The 17156-nt window shown below is 44.5% G+C and carries 18 protein-coding genes; 8 read left to right on the top strand and 10 right to left on the bottom strand.

The genetic code is table 11. The features are described 5' to 3' along the window. Nucleotides 1–18: 18 nt before the first annotated feature. Complete coding sequence (locus BM265_RS04335) at nucleotides 19–1359, bottom strand: MATE family efflux transporter (protein WP_242940770.1); 1341 nt, start codon at nucleotides 1357–1359, stop codon at nucleotides 19–21. 253 nt (nucleotides 1360–1612) lie between these two features. On the opposite strand from BM265_RS04335, the gene BM265_RS04330 reads away from it, so the two are divergent. The 8 genes from BM265_RS04330 (at nucleotide 1613) to BM265_RS04295 (ending at nucleotide 8474) form a co-directional block, all read left to right on the top strand. Continuing rightward, nucleotides 1613–2170: an RNA polymerase sigma factor gene (locus BM265_RS04330; RefSeq protein ID WP_074960335.1), complete on the top strand. Its 558-nt coding sequence runs from the start codon at nucleotides 1613–1615 to the stop codon at nucleotides 2168–2170. Beyond that, nucleotides 2167–3171, top strand: coding sequence for a hypothetical protein (locus BM265_RS04325; protein WP_074960333.1), 1005 nt, complete (start codon nucleotides 2167–2169; stop codon nucleotides 3169–3171). Before BM265_RS04330 ends, BM265_RS04325 begins: the two co-directional genes overlap by 4 nt. Before the next feature lie 227 nt (nucleotides 3172–3398). Further along, nucleotides 3399–4145 carry a Fe-S cluster assembly ATPase SufC gene (gene sufC / locus BM265_RS04320; RefSeq protein WP_074960331.1) on the top strand — a complete coding sequence of 249 codons (747 nt, stop codon included), beginning with the start codon at nucleotides 3399–3401 and terminating at the stop codon, nucleotides 4143–4145. Between the two features lie 4 nt (nucleotides 4146–4149). Further along, a complete protein-coding gene (sufB, locus tag BM265_RS04315; protein WP_074960329.1) occupies nucleotides 4150–5559 on the top strand; it encodes a Fe-S cluster assembly protein SufB in 1410 nt (469 codons plus the stop codon). Between the two features lie 5 nt (nucleotides 5560–5564). Further along, on the top strand, nucleotides 5565–6386 hold the full coding sequence (locus tag BM265_RS04310) for a SufB/SufD family protein (protein ID WP_143098668.1): 822 nt from the start codon (nucleotides 5565–5567) through the stop codon (nucleotides 6384–6386). Next, nucleotides 6373–7602 (top strand): aminotransferase class V-fold PLP-dependent enzyme, encoded by a 1230-nt coding sequence (locus tag BM265_RS04305; protein WP_074960324.1) that lies wholly within the window; start codon nucleotides 6373–6375, stop codon nucleotides 7600–7602. Before BM265_RS04310 ends, BM265_RS04305 begins: the two co-directional genes overlap by 14 nt. Then, on the top strand, nucleotides 7592–8020 hold the full coding sequence (gene sufU, locus BM265_RS04300; protein WP_074960322.1) for a Fe-S cluster assembly sulfur transfer protein SufU: 429 nt from the start codon (nucleotides 7592–7594) through the stop codon (nucleotides 8018–8020). Before BM265_RS04305 ends, sufU begins: the two co-directional genes overlap by 11 nt. Before the next feature lies 1 nt (nucleotide 8021). Continuing rightward, a complete protein-coding gene (locus BM265_RS04295) occupies nucleotides 8022–8474 on the top strand; it encodes an RrF2 family transcriptional regulator (RefSeq protein ID WP_074960430.1) in 453 nt (150 codons plus the stop codon). A gap of 94 nt (nucleotides 8475–8568) precedes the next feature. Here BM265_RS04295 and BM265_RS04290 read toward each other — a convergent pair whose 3' ends face one another. The 9 genes from BM265_RS04290 to BM265_RS04250 form a co-directional block, all read right to left on the bottom strand. Further along, on the bottom strand, nucleotides 8569–9318 hold the full coding sequence (locus BM265_RS04290) for a hypothetical protein (RefSeq protein ID WP_074960320.1): 750 nt from the start codon (nucleotides 9316–9318) through the stop codon (nucleotides 8569–8571). A gap of 149 nt (nucleotides 9319–9467) precedes the next feature. After that, nucleotides 9468–9800: a NifB/NifX family molybdenum-iron cluster-binding protein gene (locus BM265_RS04285; protein WP_074960318.1), complete on the bottom strand. Its 333-nt coding sequence runs from the start codon at nucleotides 9798–9800 to the stop codon at nucleotides 9468–9470. Between the two features lie 56 nt (nucleotides 9801–9856). After that, nucleotides 9857–11197 (bottom strand): nitrogenase component 1, encoded by a 1341-nt coding sequence (locus BM265_RS04280; RefSeq protein ID WP_074960316.1) that lies wholly within the window; start codon nucleotides 11195–11197, stop codon nucleotides 9857–9859. Between the two features lie 13 nt (nucleotides 11198–11210). Next, complete coding sequence (locus BM265_RS04275) at nucleotides 11211–12680, bottom strand: nitrogenase component 1 (RefSeq protein WP_074960315.1); 1470 nt, start codon at nucleotides 12678–12680, stop codon at nucleotides 11211–11213. 128 nt (nucleotides 12681–12808) lie between these two features. After that, nucleotides 12809–13666 (bottom strand): nitrogenase iron protein, encoded by an 858-nt coding sequence (nifH, locus tag BM265_RS04270; RefSeq protein WP_002851636.1) that lies wholly within the window; start codon nucleotides 13664–13666, stop codon nucleotides 12809–12811. Between the two features lie 88 nt (nucleotides 13667–13754). Beyond that, entirely contained in the window at nucleotides 13755–14636 is an 882-nt protein-coding gene (locus BM265_RS04265) for a radical SAM protein (RefSeq protein WP_074960313.1), read from the bottom strand. Beyond that, nucleotides 14612–14983 (bottom strand): NifB/NifX family molybdenum-iron cluster-binding protein, encoded by a 372-nt coding sequence (locus BM265_RS04260; protein ID WP_074960311.1) that lies wholly within the window; start codon nucleotides 14981–14983, stop codon nucleotides 14612–14614. Before BM265_RS04260 ends, BM265_RS04265 begins: the two co-directional genes overlap by 25 nt. 10 nt (nucleotides 14984–14993) lie before the next feature. Next, the gene (locus BM265_RS04255) at nucleotides 14994–15899 is read right to left on the bottom strand and encodes a PLP-dependent cysteine synthase family protein (RefSeq protein WP_074960308.1); all 906 of its coding nucleotides are present in this window, start codon (nucleotides 15897–15899) and stop codon (nucleotides 14994–14996) included. Nucleotide 15900: 1 nt separating this feature from the next. Further along, nucleotides 15901–17058: a trans-sulfuration enzyme family protein gene (locus BM265_RS04250; RefSeq protein ID WP_074960306.1), complete on the bottom strand. Its 1158-nt coding sequence runs from the start codon at nucleotides 17056–17058 to the stop codon at nucleotides 15901–15903. Nucleotides 17059–17156: the final 98 nt, after the last annotated feature.

Below are 17156 nucleotides of genomic sequence, written 5' to 3'. Positions count from 1 at the left end.
ATGCGGGCATTTTGTAATCTATTTAACGGCTTTGAGTTTCCACTTGCCGCTTTTGTATCTCAGTATGCTGACTGCTCCTGTGATCGCCCATGTTATGGCAGTGGTTATCCATATACCGCGCCAGCTGATATATGCTATCCTTGTAAGGACAAGTGAGAAAAATATCCTGCAAAGTACTTCGGTGATACCATTGACTAGTGAATAGCCTGTATCACCTGCGCCATTCAAAAATCCCCTTGTGATATGTATAGCTCCCAGAGGGATATAACAGCTGCCTGTTATGATAAGTGCAAGAGCACCTATCTCTTTCGGGCGGCTGCCGTTGACGAAAATACCGATAACATTCTTTCCGAAAAAAGCAAACAGAACGAACATAACTGCCGCAAATATCGAGCCTATCTTCATTGAAGACTTATATCCTTTGACCGCGCGTTCCTGTTTGCCCGCGCCGATGTTCTGTCCCGTGAAAGCGGTCACTGCCGCACTCATACTGAAATATGGCTGATGAACAAGCTGTTCTATCCTCATGGTGGCGGTATATGCTGTCATTATGCCTTCATCAAACCTGTTTGTAACGCTTTGCAAAGCTACCATTGACAGCGATATCAGACCATTCTGCGCAGCTATCGGGATTCCTGTAGTAACACATTTTTGTATGAGTTTAGAGTCGATCTTCCATTCGCCTTCTTTTGGGCGGATATCAGCATTTGTCTTAAAGCAGTAGATTATGCAGCTTACCGCTGAAATACCCTGAGCGAGAATAGTCGCAAATGCCGCACCGCCGACACCCATCTTGAATACCATCACAAACAGCAGATCGAGTATGACATTAAGTATTGTCGATACTATCAGAAATATCAGCGGAGTTTTTGAGTCGCCCAGCGCTCTCATGACGGAGTTTATCCAGTTGTAGGCGGCGACGCATATCGTACCCGCGCAGGCTATCTTCATATATGTTGCCGCGCGTCCCAGGAGGTTCGCTTTGACCCCGAGAAAAGTCAGAACCTGCCTTGCAAACAGTACAGAGGGTATCGTTGCCAATATGGCGAATATCAGCGTTATAACTGACGAATTGACCACTGCCGCCCGTACCCTGTCAGGACGTCCTGCACCGAAATATTGTGATATCAGTACTCCCGCGCCTATCGAAAGACCTATGCACAGCGTATAGAACAGGTAGGTTATTGAGCCCGTTGCACCTACTGCAGCCAGCGAATCATCCCCAAGATATTTGCCGACTATCATGGTATCTACCACATTATAGGTCTGCTGCAAAAGATTTCCCACTAATAGTGGCAACGTAAAGCTGATTATACATTCTATTTCGCTGCCTTCAGTCATTATCCTGCTGCGTGACATCATATACCTCCTTTATAAAATAATAATCATATTATAATACCGAATAGTACAAAAGTCATCTGATATAATATGAATATTCTTATAAATATTATAGTAAAAATTTTCCATATTTGAGATTTGTCATATATTTATGAGATGTTGATGTATCTATAATTATATGGTATAATTAATTTCTAAAAAAATGCAACCGACGCACATCTATTGGTTAGTAGTAAAGTGGAAGCTTCTATATCATAATGAAAGGAGGAACAATGTGGAAGACGATCAGATAATTGATATGTACATTAACAGGGATGAAAACGCAGTCGCGATGACAGAAAGCAAATACGAGGTCTACTGCCGATCCGTCGCTTCACGAATACTTAGTACCAGGGAAGATACAGATGAAGCCTTAAACGATACATGGCTTGCGGCATGGAATGCGATACCACCACATAAGCCCAATAATCTCAGGACGTTTCTTGCAAAGCTCACCAGAAATATCAGCCTGAACAAAGTACGTTCCGCTAAGGCAATGAAACGAGGTCCGGCGGAAGTTCGTGTGGTTTTTGAAGAAATAGAAGAGTGGTTAAGATCGTGTGATGATACAGAACAGAAAATATCAGAACAGGCGGTGGCAGAATCTATAAACGGATTTTTAGATGGTATATCGGAAACAGAAAGAAATGTGTTTATCCGCCGTTACTGGTATATGCAGCCTATATCCGAAATAGCCGATTATCACGGCTTTTCAGAAAGCAAAGTAAAATCTATGCTGTTTCGTATGCGTAAAAAATTGTACTCAAAAATGGAAAAGGAGGAACTGATATGAAAGCCGAAACTTTTATGAATGCCATGGGCATGATAGATGATCGGTATATTGAAACAGATATGCCTAAGAAGAAAACTTCGATAAAATGGAAAAAGACGCTTATCTCCGTTGCAGCTGCCGCGATAGTGCTTTGTCCGCTGCCAGCGCTGACAGCTTTTGGTGTTGCGCCCGCATATTATATGCTTTACAAATTTTCCCCCGCCGTTGCACAGAATTTTAAGCCTGTTGAAAGATCCTGTGAAGACAAAGGCATTGAAATGACAGTCATTTCAGCACAGCGGAGTGGCAGTACGGCGAGCGTTTATCTTGCTATGCGTGATACTGAGGGGAAATATCCGCAAGGTGAATGGGATCTTTTTGATAGCTACAATATAAATGTTCCCTCCGACAGTATGTCGGGTACCTGCAGTTTTGCGGAATATGACAGCGATACCCACACTGCATATTTCTTAGTTGAACTTGATACGGTCGGCAGAGATATGCCCAAGGGTAAGGTGACTTTCTCGGTAAGTGAAATGCTTCTCGGCAAAGAGAGGACTGAGGGCATTGTTAATGAGATCGATATGGACAATATCCCCTGTGATCCCAGGACGTGTACTCTGGAAGATGTTGAGATACGGGGAATGAGTCTTGATGAGATTGATTGTCAGCGTTTTCTGACTATTCCCGAAAAACCAATATGCACACCAGCAAACGGCGTATCGATACAGAATATAGGTTACTTCGATGGTGCGCTGCATATCCTGGAAAAATATGATGATATATTCCATACCGATAATCACAGTTTTCTAAGTATACTAGATAATAACGGTAAAGACATCGTTGATGAAAGTTTGTGGGAATCTATAGATTATTGGGGTGAACAGCATATAGACGCATATCGCGAACATATCATCAGGATACCGTATGAAAAGCTCAGCGGTTCTCATCTGTACGGTGAGTTTGTGACATCGGATAATTATATTTCAGGTGATTGGGAGATAACTTTCACACTTGAATGAATAGATAAATATATTTCGGGCTGCCAATTATAAGGTTGCCCGAATTTTTTTACTTCTTTTCTTGTCTGGTGATAATGCACAACAATTTCCGACTAACTATATATGAAAAGTAAACTTTAGATGAAAATATATAATTCCTATTGACAAACTATAATTTACACTGTATAATAAATCATAGCAAAATCATAGGAATAATATATTTCCTCAGATAAGAAAGGAAAGATAGTATGTCAGAATTACTCAGGATAGAAAACCTCTCGGCTGCGGCTGAGGATAAGGAACTGCTTCACGGTGTATCCCTTGAAGTATCGGAGGGTGAAACTCACGTTGTTATGGGTCATAACGGCGCAGGTAAATCAACTCTCGGCTCGGTGATAATGGGCAGTCCCGAATATAAAGTTACAGGCGGAAAGCTGATATTTGACGGTGAGGATATAACAGCACTTGGTGCAGACAAGCGTGCAAGGCTTGGTATATTCCTCTCATTCCAGAACCCGATAGAGATACCCGGTATAACCCTTTCGGATTTTCTGCGAAATGCACTTGAACAGGTAACAGGCAAGCATCTGAAGCTTTGGGATTTCAAGAAAAAGCTGGCAGCGGCGATGGAACTTCTTGATATGGACAGTTCATATGCCGATCGTGACCTGAATGTTGGATTTTCAGGCGGCGAAAAGAAAAAAGCTGAGATACTTCAGCTGCTGATACTGGAGCCTAAGCTGGCGATACTCGATGAAACAGATTCGGGTCTTGATGTTGACGCAGTAAAGACAGTATCCAAGGGCATTGAAGAATATAAAAAGCGGACAAACGGAGCGCTGATAGTTATAACTCATAACACCAAGATACTTGAAGCACTGACCGTTGATAAAACACATATCCTTTCGGCAGGAAGTATAGTATCGGAAGGCGGCGCAGAGCTGGTAGATGAGGTAATCGAAAACGGCTTTGAGCAGTTCGCGGGCAGGGAGTGAGATAATGAAGGATAAAACACAGGTGGTCGATATCGACCGTTCGCGATATGATTTCCGATATGAAGAGGACGAGAGCGAATATCTTGAAAGCGGCATTTCGCCCGATATAATCAAATCAATATCAGATGAAAAGAACGATCCCGACTGGATGCGGGAGTTCCGACTTAAATCTCTTGAAATATATGACCATACACCTATGGTGGATTGGGGTCCCGATATATCTGGACTTAATGTTGACAGTATCGTTGCATATATCCGCCAGAAAAACCGTATGAAGACTGATTGGGAGGACGTTCCCGAGGATATCAAAGAGACTTTTGAGAAGCTGGGTATCCCACAGGCTGAGCGTGAATCCCTGGCAGGCGTTGGTGCGCAGTATGACAGCGAGCTTGTATATCACAATGTCCGTCAGGAGGTAGCGCAGTCTGGTGTTGTTTATACCGACCTTGAAAGCGCTATGCATGACCCTAAGTATGCGGATATCATTAAGTCTCATTTTATGAAATTGGTACCCCCGACAGATCACAAATTTGCGGCACTTCACGGTGCGGTATGGTCTGGAGGCTCATTTGTATACGTACCAAAAAATGTACACTTGGATATACCTCTGCAAAGCTATTTCAGACTGAACGCAAAGGGCGCAGGACAGTTCGAGCATACGCTGATAATCCTTGAAGAGAACAGTTATCTGCACTTTATCGAGGGATGTTCAGCACCTAAATATTACGAAGCATCGCTTCACGCAGGCTGTGTTGAACTGTATGTTGGCAAGGGAGCAAAGCTGAGATATTCCACCATAGAAAACTGGTCGAAGAATATGTACAATCTTAACACAAAGAGAGCTCTTGTAGAAGAAAACGGAACGATAGAATGGGTATCGGGAAGCTTTGGTTCACACGTATCATATCTTTATCCTATGAGTATATTGAACGGCAGGGGAGCAAGCGCAGAGTTCACAGGCATAACCTTTGCAGGTGAAGGTCAGAACCTTGATACAGGTGCGAAAATGGTTCACAATGCTCCTGAGACTTCTTCGTATATGAATACAAAGTCCATCTCGAAGAGCGGCGGTGTAAGCACTTTCAGAAGTGCGGTGGTCGTTAAGGAGAACGCTAAGGGCAGTAAGAGTTCGGTGAACTGTGAGTCCCTTATGTTGGATAGTATATCAAGATCTGATACCGTGCCGGTTATGGATATACGCACAAAACAGTGCGATATCGGGCATGAAGCTAAGATCGGACGTATCAGTGATGAAACAGTTTTCTATCTGATGTCCCGCGGACTGAGTGAAGAGCAGGCGAGAGCGATGATCGTCCGCGGATTTGCGGATAACGTTTCTAAGGAGCTCCCTCTGGAATACGCAGTTGAGATGAACAATCTCATCGGTCTTGAAATGCAGGGAGGCATAGGGTGAATAATATGAGCGAAACAAAAATAAATGTTCTGCCTGTGCCAACATTCAGATGGCTCGGGGTTAATGATTACAAACATGATATAAAAGATTTTAAAACTGATTCAAGTGAGATATCTGTTTCGGAAAACGAGAGCAAGTCCGAAGTGGTATATATCGATCGCGAGGGCTCTTCGGATATCCACATCAGCGCTGAAAGCGGTTCAAAGGTAAAGCTTGTTCAGGTGTTTGATGTTAAGGGACAGGCTAAGTCGAAAGTTACAGCAGAGCTTGGCGAAAACGCATCACTGGAGCTGGTTGAGCTGTTCCTCGGTGGGGAAGTAGTAAGCGAAATAGTCACCGATCTTAAAGGCAGAAAAGCATCTTTTGAAGCTGATATCGGATTCAAACTTGACAGCGGTGACAAGCTGGATATCAACCTTATTGCCGACCATCACGGCAGAAAAACAGTATCACGCATAAATGCCAGCGGTGTTCTGGGCGGAGATGCTGAGAAGACATTCAAGGGAACTATCGATTTCAAAAACGGTTCTGACGGTGCCAAGGGTGCTGAAAAAGAAGAAGTTCTGCTGATGAGCGATACAGCTGTCAACAAGACCGTACCGCTGATACTTTGCGCTGAGGAAAATGTAGAGGGAAGTCACGGTGCTTCTGTGGGACGTATCGATGAAAAGCAGTTCTTTTATATGCAGTCCAGAGGTATTGACGAAGAAAAGATTTATGACCTTGCGGCTCAGGCCAAGCTTGCCAAGGTAATCAGCAGGATAGATGACAAGGAGACGCTTTCACGAATATATGCGCGTCTCGGAAGAGGTGATGAAAGTGAGTGAGAAACTGATCTCAAAGGCAGATTTTCCTGTCTTTGAAAAATATAAAGATCTGGTTTATCTCGATAATTCCGCAACCCAGCAGAAGCCCCGACAGGTGCTTGAACGTGTTGAGAAATACTATCGGGAAGAGAATGCCAATCCGCTGAGAGGACTTTATGATCTCAGTGTAAAGGCAACAGACGCATATGAAAATTCCCGCGAAAAAGTGCGTGAGTTTATCGGTGCAAACAGCACAAAGGAGATAATTTTTACAAGAAATGCCAGCGAGAGCCTGAACCTTATTGCCTACAGCTGGGGCAGGGCGAATATCGGCAGCGGTGACGAGATACTTGTTGCTATATCGGAGCATCATTCAGATCTTCTTCCGTGGCAGCTGCTTGCGAAAGAAAAGGGTGCAGCTCTTAAATATCTCGACTGCGATAAATACGGTGAATATAAGGCAGATGATCTGAAAAAAGCCCTTACACCGCAGACAAAGATATTTGCCATCGCGCAGATATCCAATGTATTCGGCAGAGTTAATCCGATAAAGGAATTTGCTGGGATATGCCATAAAAACGGAACACTGATCGTTTGTGACGGAGCACAGAGCGTGCCTCATATCCCTGTAGATGTCAATGATCTTGACGTTGATTTTCTCGCATTTTCGGGACATAAAATGCTGGCACCAATGGGTATCGGCGTACTTTACGGACGCGAAGAACTGCTTGAAAAAATGCCTCCCTTCCTTTCCGGCGGTGAGATGATAGAGTACGTCACCCGTGATGGTGCGACCTATGCAGAACTTCCACACAAGTTCGAGGCTGGCACTGTGAATGTTGGCGGTGCAGTTGGTCTTGCGGCGGCTATAGATTATATCAACGAGATAGGTTTTGAAGCTATCGAAAAGCGAGAAAACGAGCTCACCGAGCTTGCTTTCAATGAGATGAAAAAGATACCTTACGTGAATATCATCGGTTCGGAAAAAGCTGAGGATCACCACGGTATACTAACATTTACCGTCGAGGGTGTTCATCCTCACGATATTGCAGCCATATTCGATGCGGACAACATAGCGATACGCGCGGGACATCATTGCGCACAGCCCCTGCATCAGCATCTGGGTGTGCAGTCCACCACAAGAATGAGCCTTGCATTTTATAATGACGAAGAGGACATAAAGCGTTTTATCGAAACGCTGAAAACAATAAGAAGGAGAATGGGATATGACGGATAACTTTTACGGTGAGGTGCTTGCCGACCACAATCTGCACCCGCTCCACAGGCATGAGCTGCCATGTGCGACCCATGTGTGTAAGGGTCTGAACCCTACCTGCGGTGATGATATCGAGCTGCATCTTGATATACATGACGGTGTTATCACAGACGGTTCATTTACGGGACTGGGCTGCGCTATATCTCAGGCATCGGCAGATATAATGCTGGAGCTGATAATCGGAAAATCTCCCGATGAAGCAAGGTACTACGCTTCACTTTTCCATAAGATGATAGAGGGAAAGATATCCGATGAAGAACTTGAAGAACTTGAAGAAGCAGGTGCATTACAGAACGTTTCAAAAATGCCCGCAAGAGTAAAATGTGCTCTGCTTAGCTGGAACACAATGGAGAAGCTGCTGAATGGAGGTGACAGCTGATATGAAGATCTCAACAAGAGTCGAGCTTGGTATCGTAGCGCTGGCAGATATTGCTGTTAATTCAGAAAAAGGGAATACAGTATCGTCTGCTGAGATAGCTGAAAGACAGAATATATCCCAGAAATATCTTGAACAGATAGTTCTGGGCCTGCGTCAGGGTGGATTTGTAAAGGGTCAGAAAGGTTCTCACGGAGGATATGTCCTCACTCGCCCCGCGGAAAAGATATTTCTTTCCGAGATACTCAATGCCCTTGATAACAATATCCTTGCCGATACCTACGAGGCGGAAGACGATCAGGAAAACAACAATATCAGAGCTTCTGTAAACAGCTGCCTCTGGGGAAATATCAACAACTATATGCGGCGTTTTACCGAGCAGATGTCCCTTGCCGATCTTATCAAAGAGTGTCAGAACGAACACGCTGAAAAGAAAAATTATATGTACTATATCTGATATGGACGATTTAAACCCGGACAATATTTTAATAGAAAAATGACCCCCGAAGCGGACAGATGACACTTCGGGGGCATTTTTTTCACGCTATATATCATGCTTTGTTGTATAAGGTATAAAAATCTTCGCCGTTATTCACAGCTTTTACAAGTTCGAGCAACTCCTGTACAGAATGTTTATCCAGCCATTCACTGATCTCATGTTTAGCGCATAGGTAGTGAAATTGACGCTCGTTTTCATCTTTGCATTGAAATTCAGAGTGTGAATCCATATCTTCAAGAGGTGTTGCTTTCTTGCCGTTGTCGGTCTTTGTTACCCAGTTTTCATAACTGTATTTTTCACGGTAGTCATTCTGTGTCGCCAGTCCTTCATCGAACCAAACAGGCAGATTTCTCTGTGTATCAGCTGATATATATGAGTGAAGTTCCGCGTGTGTCAGCTCATGTGCAACCACATCTACATTGAAATAATCATTCGATAAACAGATGTAGTCCTTCTTTGTAGGAAAAAGAAAAGTATTCGTATCTTTTTCGCCTATCTTGTCCGAGATATTTTTATCATCGCAGATTATGATAGTAGTGGTTTCAAGACAGTGCGTATCACCGTAGAATTCGGTCACACGTTCCTTTGCCTGCGCTGTTATTTCGCGGACTTCATCGGGAGTCAGTGAATTATCCTTGTTGAGATAAACATTGTTCTCGATCTTATTGAAATTTGTTCTTAAAGGGATACTCATGATATATCCCATTTGGGTGAACTGAAAAAATATCACTGCGGCAACAATAAACAGTGCCAACATAGTGAGAATGATCGTCGGTATCACTTTCTTTGATCTTGTTTTCATGGCGTTGTCTCCTTTGGATTTATTTTATCTGTCTGTTGTAATATTATACAGCTTTATGCTGAGAATGTCAACCGATCGGAAAAGTATATATCTGAAATGTTTATTGTACAAAAAATATCCCCTGTTTTCTTACAGGGGATATTTTTCATCTATATGATCTTATCTTCAACGAACTTGTCAAGCACAGCGTCTATCGGTCCGCTAACCTCGAAAACTCTTACGTTTTTCGATATCAGATACGCTGCCGCGCCTTCGCCGATCTTCTGTACCAGCAAAGCATCGCAGTCCGAGAGAAGCTCGATAATCTTATCGAAACGCGTAGTATCGTGACCAAGTGAATGCTGACAGGCAGCCACCGCATCACGCACATCAATGAAAGTATGACCTGTTTCATTCAGCTCATATACACGAAAGAAATTCGCGTGGCCGAAATGTTCGTTTACTGTAAAACCATCAGATGTTGCTACTGCAATTTTAGACATATCATATACCTCACTTTTAAAAATATCTCCTGTCGGCTGACAGGAGATATCTGCTATTATTTATATGTTGCAAGCGCAGTGTTGTAGATATCTTCTATAACTCTGAGACCGCCTGTGTAGCCCACATAATTTGTTGTCATAACTATGCGGTAAGGTGTAGGACAAGCTATGGAAAGGAAGTCAGCATTTATCTCAGCTGCAAGCTCCTTGTCCCAGCCGCTGCCGAGGATAAGACCTCTGCCCTTGTGTTCAAGACCTCTGATTACGTCCTGCATAGCACCTGCATCTGGGTCGAAGTATACAGGTATCTCACGCTTGTCTGAGGTCGACTTGATATCAGCCTCGATCTGCTCCTGATACTTTTTGGGAACATTATCAACGATGAACTGTTCCTTGGGTACAAGTCCTGTTTCGTGAAGCAGGAACTTTGTCAGACCAACAACATATCCCGCATCGTGGAGGATATGCACGTAACTTGGCAGACCGTAACGGAATTCCAGCAGGAAAGTAGCGAGGTTGTCAAGCTCTTCATAGTATGCTTTTTCCTCTTCTTCGATGAACTTTCTTGCTTTCTTTTCATCGATCTCTGCACCCTGTTCAAGTGCAAAATCAAGCACTCCGTTAAGGAACTTTGTAGTCTCGTTAGCACCGACAGGCAGATAGCCGAACTTGAAATATGGCTGACCGTATCTGCGCTGAAGATTCTTAACTATAGGTTCGCCGTACCAGGGTGATACGAACACATTGAAGTTTGCCTTGGGAATGGTCTGCCATTCCTTTACGCCACCTGAGTGAGGTCCGAAAAGGATATTAACTTTCAGACCGAGACCTTCCAGAAGTCTCTTGTATTCTTTCAGGTTGCCCTTCCAGAACTGATCCTGATAAGGTATGGAAGCGATAACGTTCACCAGATTTTTCTCCGAACGAGAGGGATTTTCCTCCTCAAAACGGCTTACATACTGGTCGATTATTGCATTCACAACTGCCGAATGAGATACATAGTTGTTGGATTTGAAACCCGAAGTTTCAACGTGAACTATGGGTCTGTCCTCTTCAAAGAGGAACTCGTCTGTGACGCTTGCAACGTCATCACCAACGATACCTGCGGTACATCCTGTTACAACAACCTGCAAGTCAGTGTCAAGCACCTTGTAGGTATTCTTGATTATATTGCGAAGTCTGTCAGTTCCGCCGAACACAACTTCCTTTTCGCTGAAGTTCGTGCAGGGTGCAGTTTCACCGCCTGCGTAACCTGACGAACGCTCAAAAAAGCCTTTTATCATAACTCCGCAGCCGGGACCCGAGTGAAGTATCGGTACAGCGCGGGGAATAGCTACTACTGTCTGTAATGCGCCTATGGCACAGGTGTAGCGCTCCTGTTCAATCAATCCTGCCATATTTGTTTCTCCTTTACTTTCCCAAGAATGTGTAAGGCTCCTGATCCAGCCACCACTTAGTGTAAGGGTTAGCTGAGTGTTTAGCCAGGTTCTTTACGAACTCATCGTTCTCGATAGTTTCGAGTATGCGCTCGCCGTAATTTACCAGACCTTCATAGCCCATACCGAAATGCTCATCGCCCACCAGCAGTGATGGTATACCAAGCTTTGCGCCCCAGAGGGTCATGCCGCCGTGACGAGCCAGAAGTATATCGGGCTTGATGCGGTTGAGTACGTTAACAAGCTCGAATTCCTGCTTGTTGCAGACGTTGTAGTTAGGCACATCACCGTAATCCGATACCGTATGTCTCAGAGTATCAGCACGCTCATCCTCATTATCATACTGAGGATCGTGATGGAATATCGCAGCACCCTGAGGTTCCATGCCCAGCTCTTTCAGCAGAGCCAGCAGTGAATGGCCGTGTGAAGCACCTGCGGTAACATATGCGGTCTTGCCCTTTAGTTTCTCGCGGAGAACTTCGATCTTGGGCATATATTCTTCCTTTTTGCGCTTCAGGAATTCTTCTACTTCCTTTTCCTTGCCGATTATCTGACCCAGTTCTCTGAACCAGCGATCGGTCTGTGCAATGCCGTAAGGAGGTGAATTGCGTATCTCAGGCACTCCGAACTGCTGCTCCAGAGCCGCACCTAGGTATGAACCAAGTGTCGAACATGCCTGTATTGTCAGAGCAGCTTCACTTGAATAGCTCAGGCTGTCCACAGTTGCAAATGGTGTGATATAGTTAGGCTCATAACCGAATTCTGCAAACCACTCGCGGAAAATATCGCTGCCCCAGAAGTTTATAACATTGATGATATTTCTCTTCTGTCTTGCGGGCTTGATGATCTTTCTTGCAATACCGTGATATCCTGCATCAAAGCCCGATGTCCACATCTTTGAACGGAAGCCCTCGCAGAATACAGCAACTACAGGTATGCCAAGTTCTTTCTGAGCAGCATTGGTAACGCTCTCAACGTCGTCACCGATGATACCTGCCGCACAGGTGGTTATAACAAATATCGCACTGGGCTTAGCACGTTTGTGTACCTCACGGATAGCAGCTTCAAGCTTCTTGCTGCCACCGTAGATCGTATCTTTTTCCTCCAAGTTGGTAGAGTATATCTTTCTCTGTGTGGGGTGGTCAAGCTGTCTGAGATATGCGTTCACGCGATATGTGAAAGCAAACTCATGCAGACAAGTTGAACATCCGACAGGACCGTGAGAGATTATCGCAGCGTCCTGTATAAGTGTCAGTGTGCAGGCAGCGTTTGATGTGCCGCATCCGAGACACTGGCTGAAAGAACGGTTCTTGTCCTTCATTTTTCCGCCGCAGGCAGAGCAAGCATCTACAAGCTCCTTTGCAGTTCCCTGAAATCCCGTGATCGAATTGAGACGTATCTCACGAATCTCGACCTCGGGTATATTCAAATTAACTTTACTCATTATCAAAACTCCTATTCTTATTTTTGTTATTCTGATAAAATCAGAGTATCAAGTAAGTTATGATAAAAACACAAAGCATTGATCCATGTCAGTAATTATGAATTATGAATTGTGAATTATGAATTATCTTAGATCTTATAATCGTCCTTCAGATCGTCCATCAGACCATACTCAACAAGTATCTCTTCAAGTCTTTCCTGAGTCATGGGCTTGGGTATTACGAACATATCGTTCTGCTCGATCTTCTCTGCAAGTGCTCTGTACTCGTCAGCCTGCTTGGACTCGGGGAAGTGCTGGATAACTGTCTTCTTGCGTATCTCTGCACGCTGAACATCGTTATCACGGGGAACAAAGTGTATCATCTGTGTGCCCAGTTCCTTAGCGAATGCTCTTACCAGTTCAGCCTCACGGTCAACGTTTCTGGAGTTGCATATGATACCGCCCAGACGAACTCCGCCCTGTCTTGCATATCTAGCGATACCCTTTGATATATTGTTCGCTGCATACAGAGCCATCATCTCGCCCGATGCAACTATGTATATCTCCTTAGCCTTGCCCTCACGTATAGGCATTGCGAAACCTCCGCAGACAACGTCACCAAGTACATCATAGAATACATAATCCAGATCTTCGGTATATGCACCCAGTCTCTCAAGCAGACCGATAGATGTGATGATACCGCGTCCTGCGCAGCCTACGCCGGGCTCAGGTCCGCCTGACTCAACGCACTTTGTGCCCATGAAGCCTTCTTTCAGGATTGCGTCCAGCTCGATCTCGTCCTCGCCCTGATCTCTCAGAGTATCCAGAACTGTCTTCTGATGCAGACCGCCCAGCAGAAGTCTGGTGGAGTCAGCCTTAGGGTCGCATCCTACAACCATTACGTTATTTCCGCGCTCAACAAGTCCTGCTGTAAGGTTCTGTGTTGTGGTGGACTTACCGATACCACCCTTACCGTATATTGCAATCTGTCTTAATTCCTTAGCCATTTTACTTTACCTCATTTCAAATAATAGTTTATATATTAAATACCGTATATGGTATTTTAAGATTTACTCATATATTTCATATGGTATTTTATCCGTGTGAGAATGTATCTTTTCTTGTCAATCTCTGCAGGTTCTGATATATCTCTTCGCCGTAATCCTTGCCGCCGGGTATTCCGACTGCATCTGCACGGCACCGCTGACAATGTCTGAATACATCTATATACTTCGATGCTTTCAGTATCGCTCTTTCAAGTTCCATGCAGTCTGGTTCGCGGCAGTCTTTCAACTTGTGATTTGGTATCAGCGGTATAATATTGTATATCGTAGCACCCGCTTCGGCAACTGTTCTTGCAACTTCTTCGATATGGTCGCCGTTTATTTCGGGAACGAATACCGTGTTGACTTTTAGTGTCATACCCGCATCACTGAGTATCTTTATACCTTTAAGCTGCTGTTCGATAAGTATCTCTGCGGCTTCTACACCTGTATAATGCTTGCCGTGCCAGATGATACCATCATTGAGTTTAGCTTCGATCTCGGGATCAACTGCGTTAACCGTTACCGTGAGTGAATCTATCCCCACATCCAGGATATCCTGTGCCTTTTCAGCAAGCAGAAGTCCGTTGGTGCTCATGCATTTCACAAGCTCGGGATATTCCTCTTTTATCAGCTTGAAAGTTTCCAGTGCATATGGACTTGCAAGCGTATCGCCCGGTCCTGCTATTCCCGCAACGTGTATATCGGGACAGACCTCAAGCGCCCTTTTGATAGCATCTAAAGCTTCTTCCGGTGTTATTACTGTTCTGCTGACACCCGGTCGGATCTCGTAGTTGTTGAAACTGCGTTCGCAGAATCTACATTCGATATTGCAGCTCGGGCTTATGGGAAGATGTATTCGTCCCGAACCGTTTTTCTCGCCTCTTGCAAAGCATGGATGCTTTGTAGTCAGCTCTTCGTATGAGATCGCCATTTGTCCACCTCCCATTGTTTTTCTTCCATTAGCAGACATATCGCCTGCTCGATTTCAAGCGGTATCTGATAAACAGCCTTGTTGTTTTCTTCAATATACTTCTTTGCCCCGGGACCTATTCTTTGTGCAACTATGGCAGATACATCGCTCAGCTGTTCGAGCACTGCGCCGAATTTTGAAACTTCGTGCCATCCGCCGTTGCAAGGGGGGCGAACTTCTATCTGACCTGTTATGTCATATTCCTCTTTTTCAATGTCCAGTGTTGCGATATAAAACCGTTCCGCCGCACCGAAATGACTGTCTACCTTAACTCCGTCGGAGCTTGCAAATGCTATTTTAAAAACCATTAACTCACCGCTATCCGAATAATCCTGTACTAAAATATCTGTCGCCTCTGTCTGGGAGTACGACTACGATATTTCCCTTTTCAATAGTTTTAGCCAGCTTCAAAGCTGCTGCCACAGCCGCGCCCGAAGACGATCCTGCGATTATGCCCTCGTTCCTTGCGAGATCGCGTACTGTTGAAAAAGCTTCTTCATCGTTGACTTTTATGACCTTATCCACAAGACTTATATCCATCGTATCAGGGATAAAATCATTGCCGATACCCTCGATGTTGTAATCGGAGTGTTCGCCGCCTCCTATGGTCGAGCCTTCGGGATCAGCGAGGATACCGACTGTTTTGCCGTGTTCTTTAAGATATCTGACGATACCTGAATAAGTACCGCCGCTTCCTGCACCTGCAACCAGATAATCGATATCTCCGTTAAGGTCATCGAATATCTCCTTGCCTGTGCCCTCGTAGTGTGCCAGAGGATTGTTGGGGTTTTTGAACTGTTCAAGAGATATCGAATCAGGTATCTGAGCTTTCAGTTCTTCAGCCTTGCGTACTGCACCAAGCATACCCTCAGCACGGGGAGTATTTATAACCTCCGCACCAAGCGCTCGCATCAGCGCCTGCTTTTCAGCGGAAAACTTCGTCGGAACGGTGAAGATCACTCTGTAACCTCTTCCGAGTGCTGCGAATGCAATTCCCAGTCCCGTGTTGCCTGCGGTAGCTTCGATTATCGTACCGCCCTTTTTTAGAAGACCCTCTTTTTCGGCTGCCTTGACCATGTATTCACCAATGCGGTCTTTGACGCTTCCCGAGGGATTATACATTTCAAGCTTGGCATAAATATGTATATCGGGGGAGACCCCCATATTTGTCAGCCTGACCAGTGGTGTGTGACCGATAAGGTCATGCATATTTTCATACAGCATATTACTTTACCTCACTTTTTGTGATCGCCTGTTCAAGGTCGTTCAGAATGTCATCAATATTCTCAATACCTATTGAAAGCCTTATCAGACCATCGGTTATGCCTACCTTTTTGCGAATCTCTTCGGGTATCGAAGCATGCGTCATGCTTGAGGGGTGGCATACCAGTGATTCAACACCGCCGAGACTTTCAGCCAATGTGATCAGCTTAAGGCTCTCGAAGAATGTGTTGATATCGTAGTTGTCCTTCAGTTCAAAGGATATCATCACGCCGCCGTTTTTAGCCTGACGCTTGTTGACTTCATATCCCTTATCAGTAGGAAGTCCCGGGTAGTGAACGCTCTTTACAGCCTTATGCTCTGTGAGATACTTTGCAGCAGCTTCAGCATTTGCAACGTGTCTGTCAAGACGAACACCCAGTGTCTTGATACCTCTTATCAGCAGGAAGCTGTCAAATGGAGGAAGCACACCGCCTGTGGAATTCTGTATGAATGCCAGCTTTTCCGCAAGCTCCTGAGTTTTAACTACTGCCAGACCTGCAACGACATCGCTGTGTCCGCCGAGATATTTTGTAGCACTGTGAAGAACGATATCAGCACCAAGTTCAAGAGGTCTCTGTAAATATGGTGTCATGAATGTGTTGTCCACGATTACGAGAAGACCGTGTTTGTGAGCTATCTCAGATATTGCGCGGATATCGGTTATGGTCATCAGAGGATTTGCAGGGCTTTCTATCAGAACAGCTTTCACATCTGGTGTGATATCCTTTTCAAAAGCCTCGGGATTCTCTGTATCCGATATAGTATAGTTTATTTCAAAGTGATTGAATATCTTGGAAAGCAATCTGAATGTGCCACCATAAACATTTGAAGATATCAGCACTCTGTCACCTGAGTTTAACAGGCTGAGAACTGCAGTTTCAGCAGCAAGACCGCTGGCAAAAGCAAATCCTGCGTGACCGCCTTCAAGCTCTGCGATAAGTGCTTCAAGAGCTTCTCTTGTGGGATTGCCTGTTCTTGAATACTCATATCCTCGCATCTTTCCCAGACCGTCCTGCTTGAATGTGGATGTCTGATAGATGGGAACGTTAACAGCACCTGTTCTTTCATCTATTGATATACCGCCGTGTATCAGCGCAGTTTCAATATTGTTGTAGCTCATAGTCCATACTTCCTTTCATATCATTCATATCTGTATAGTATGATTTATATCGTGACTATATTGTACAACATATTCTGCAATTTGTCAACACCTAAATA

This window comes from Hominimerdicola alba (assembly GCF_900112155.1).
Classification (GTDB): domain Bacteria; phylum Bacillota; class Clostridia; order Oscillospirales; family Ruminococcaceae; genus Hominimerdicola; species Hominimerdicola alba_D.
The sequence above is the reverse complement of the archived record's forward strand: the minus strand, read 5'-3'. Positions and strand labels throughout refer to the sequence as shown.

Bases quoted from the DNA above. Each gene is read 5' to 3' on its own strand.
- BM265_RS04290 (WP_074960320.1), bottom strand. From the start codon at position 9,318: ATGAAAACAAGATCAAAGAAAGTGATACCGACGATCATTCTCACTATG.
- sufU (WP_074960322.1), top strand. From the start codon at position 7,592: ATGACGGATAACTTTTACGGTGAGGTGCTTGCCGACCACAATCTGCAC.
- nifH (WP_002851636.1), bottom strand. From the start codon at position 13,666: ATGGCTAAGGAATTAAGACAGATTGCAATATACGGTAAGGGTGGTATC.
- BM265_RS04280 (WP_074960316.1), bottom strand. From the start codon at position 11,197: ATGGCAGGATTGATTGAACAGGAGCGCTACACCTGTGCCATAGGCGCA.
- BM265_RS04255 (WP_074960308.1), bottom strand. From the start codon at position 15,899: ATGCTGTATGAAAATATGCATGACCTTATCGGTCACACACCACTGGTC.
- BM265_RS04260 (WP_074960311.1), bottom strand. From the start codon at position 14,983: ATGGTTTTTAAAATAGCATTTGCAAGCTCCGACGGAGTTAAGGTAGAC.
- BM265_RS04265 (WP_074960313.1), bottom strand. From the start codon at position 14,636: ATGGCGATCTCATACGAAGAGCTGACTACAAAGCATCCATGCTTTGCA.
- BM265_RS04310 (WP_143098668.1), top strand. From the start codon at position 5,565: ATGAGCGAAACAAAAATAAATGTTCTGCCTGTGCCAACATTCAGATGG.
- BM265_RS04250 (WP_074960306.1), bottom strand. From the start codon at position 17,058: ATGAGCTACAACAATATTGAAACTGCGCTGATACACGGCGGTATATCA.
- BM265_RS04305 (WP_074960324.1), top strand. From the start codon at position 6,373: ATGAAAGTGAGTGAGAAACTGATCTCAAAGGCAGATTTTCCTGTCTTT.
- BM265_RS04285 (WP_074960318.1), bottom strand. From the start codon at position 9,800: ATGTCTAAAATTGCAGTAGCAACATCTGATGGTTTTACAGTAAACGAA.
- sufC (WP_074960331.1), top strand. From the start codon at position 3,399: ATGTCAGAATTACTCAGGATAGAAAACCTCTCGGCTGCGGCTGAGGAT.
- BM265_RS04335 (WP_242940770.1), bottom strand. From the start codon at position 1,359: ATGTCACGCAGCAGGATAATGACTGAAGGCAGCGAAATAGAATGTATA.
- BM265_RS04325 (WP_074960333.1), top strand. From the start codon at position 2,167: ATGAAAGCCGAAACTTTTATGAATGCCATGGGCATGATAGATGATCGG.
- BM265_RS04275 (WP_074960315.1), bottom strand. From the start codon at position 12,680: ATGAGTAAAGTTAATTTGAATATACCCGAGGTCGAGATTCGTGAGATA.
- BM265_RS04295 (WP_074960430.1), top strand. From the start codon at position 8,022: ATGAAGATCTCAACAAGAGTCGAGCTTGGTATCGTAGCGCTGGCAGAT.
- sufB (WP_074960329.1), top strand. From the start codon at position 4,150: ATGAAGGATAAAACACAGGTGGTCGATATCGACCGTTCGCGATATGAT.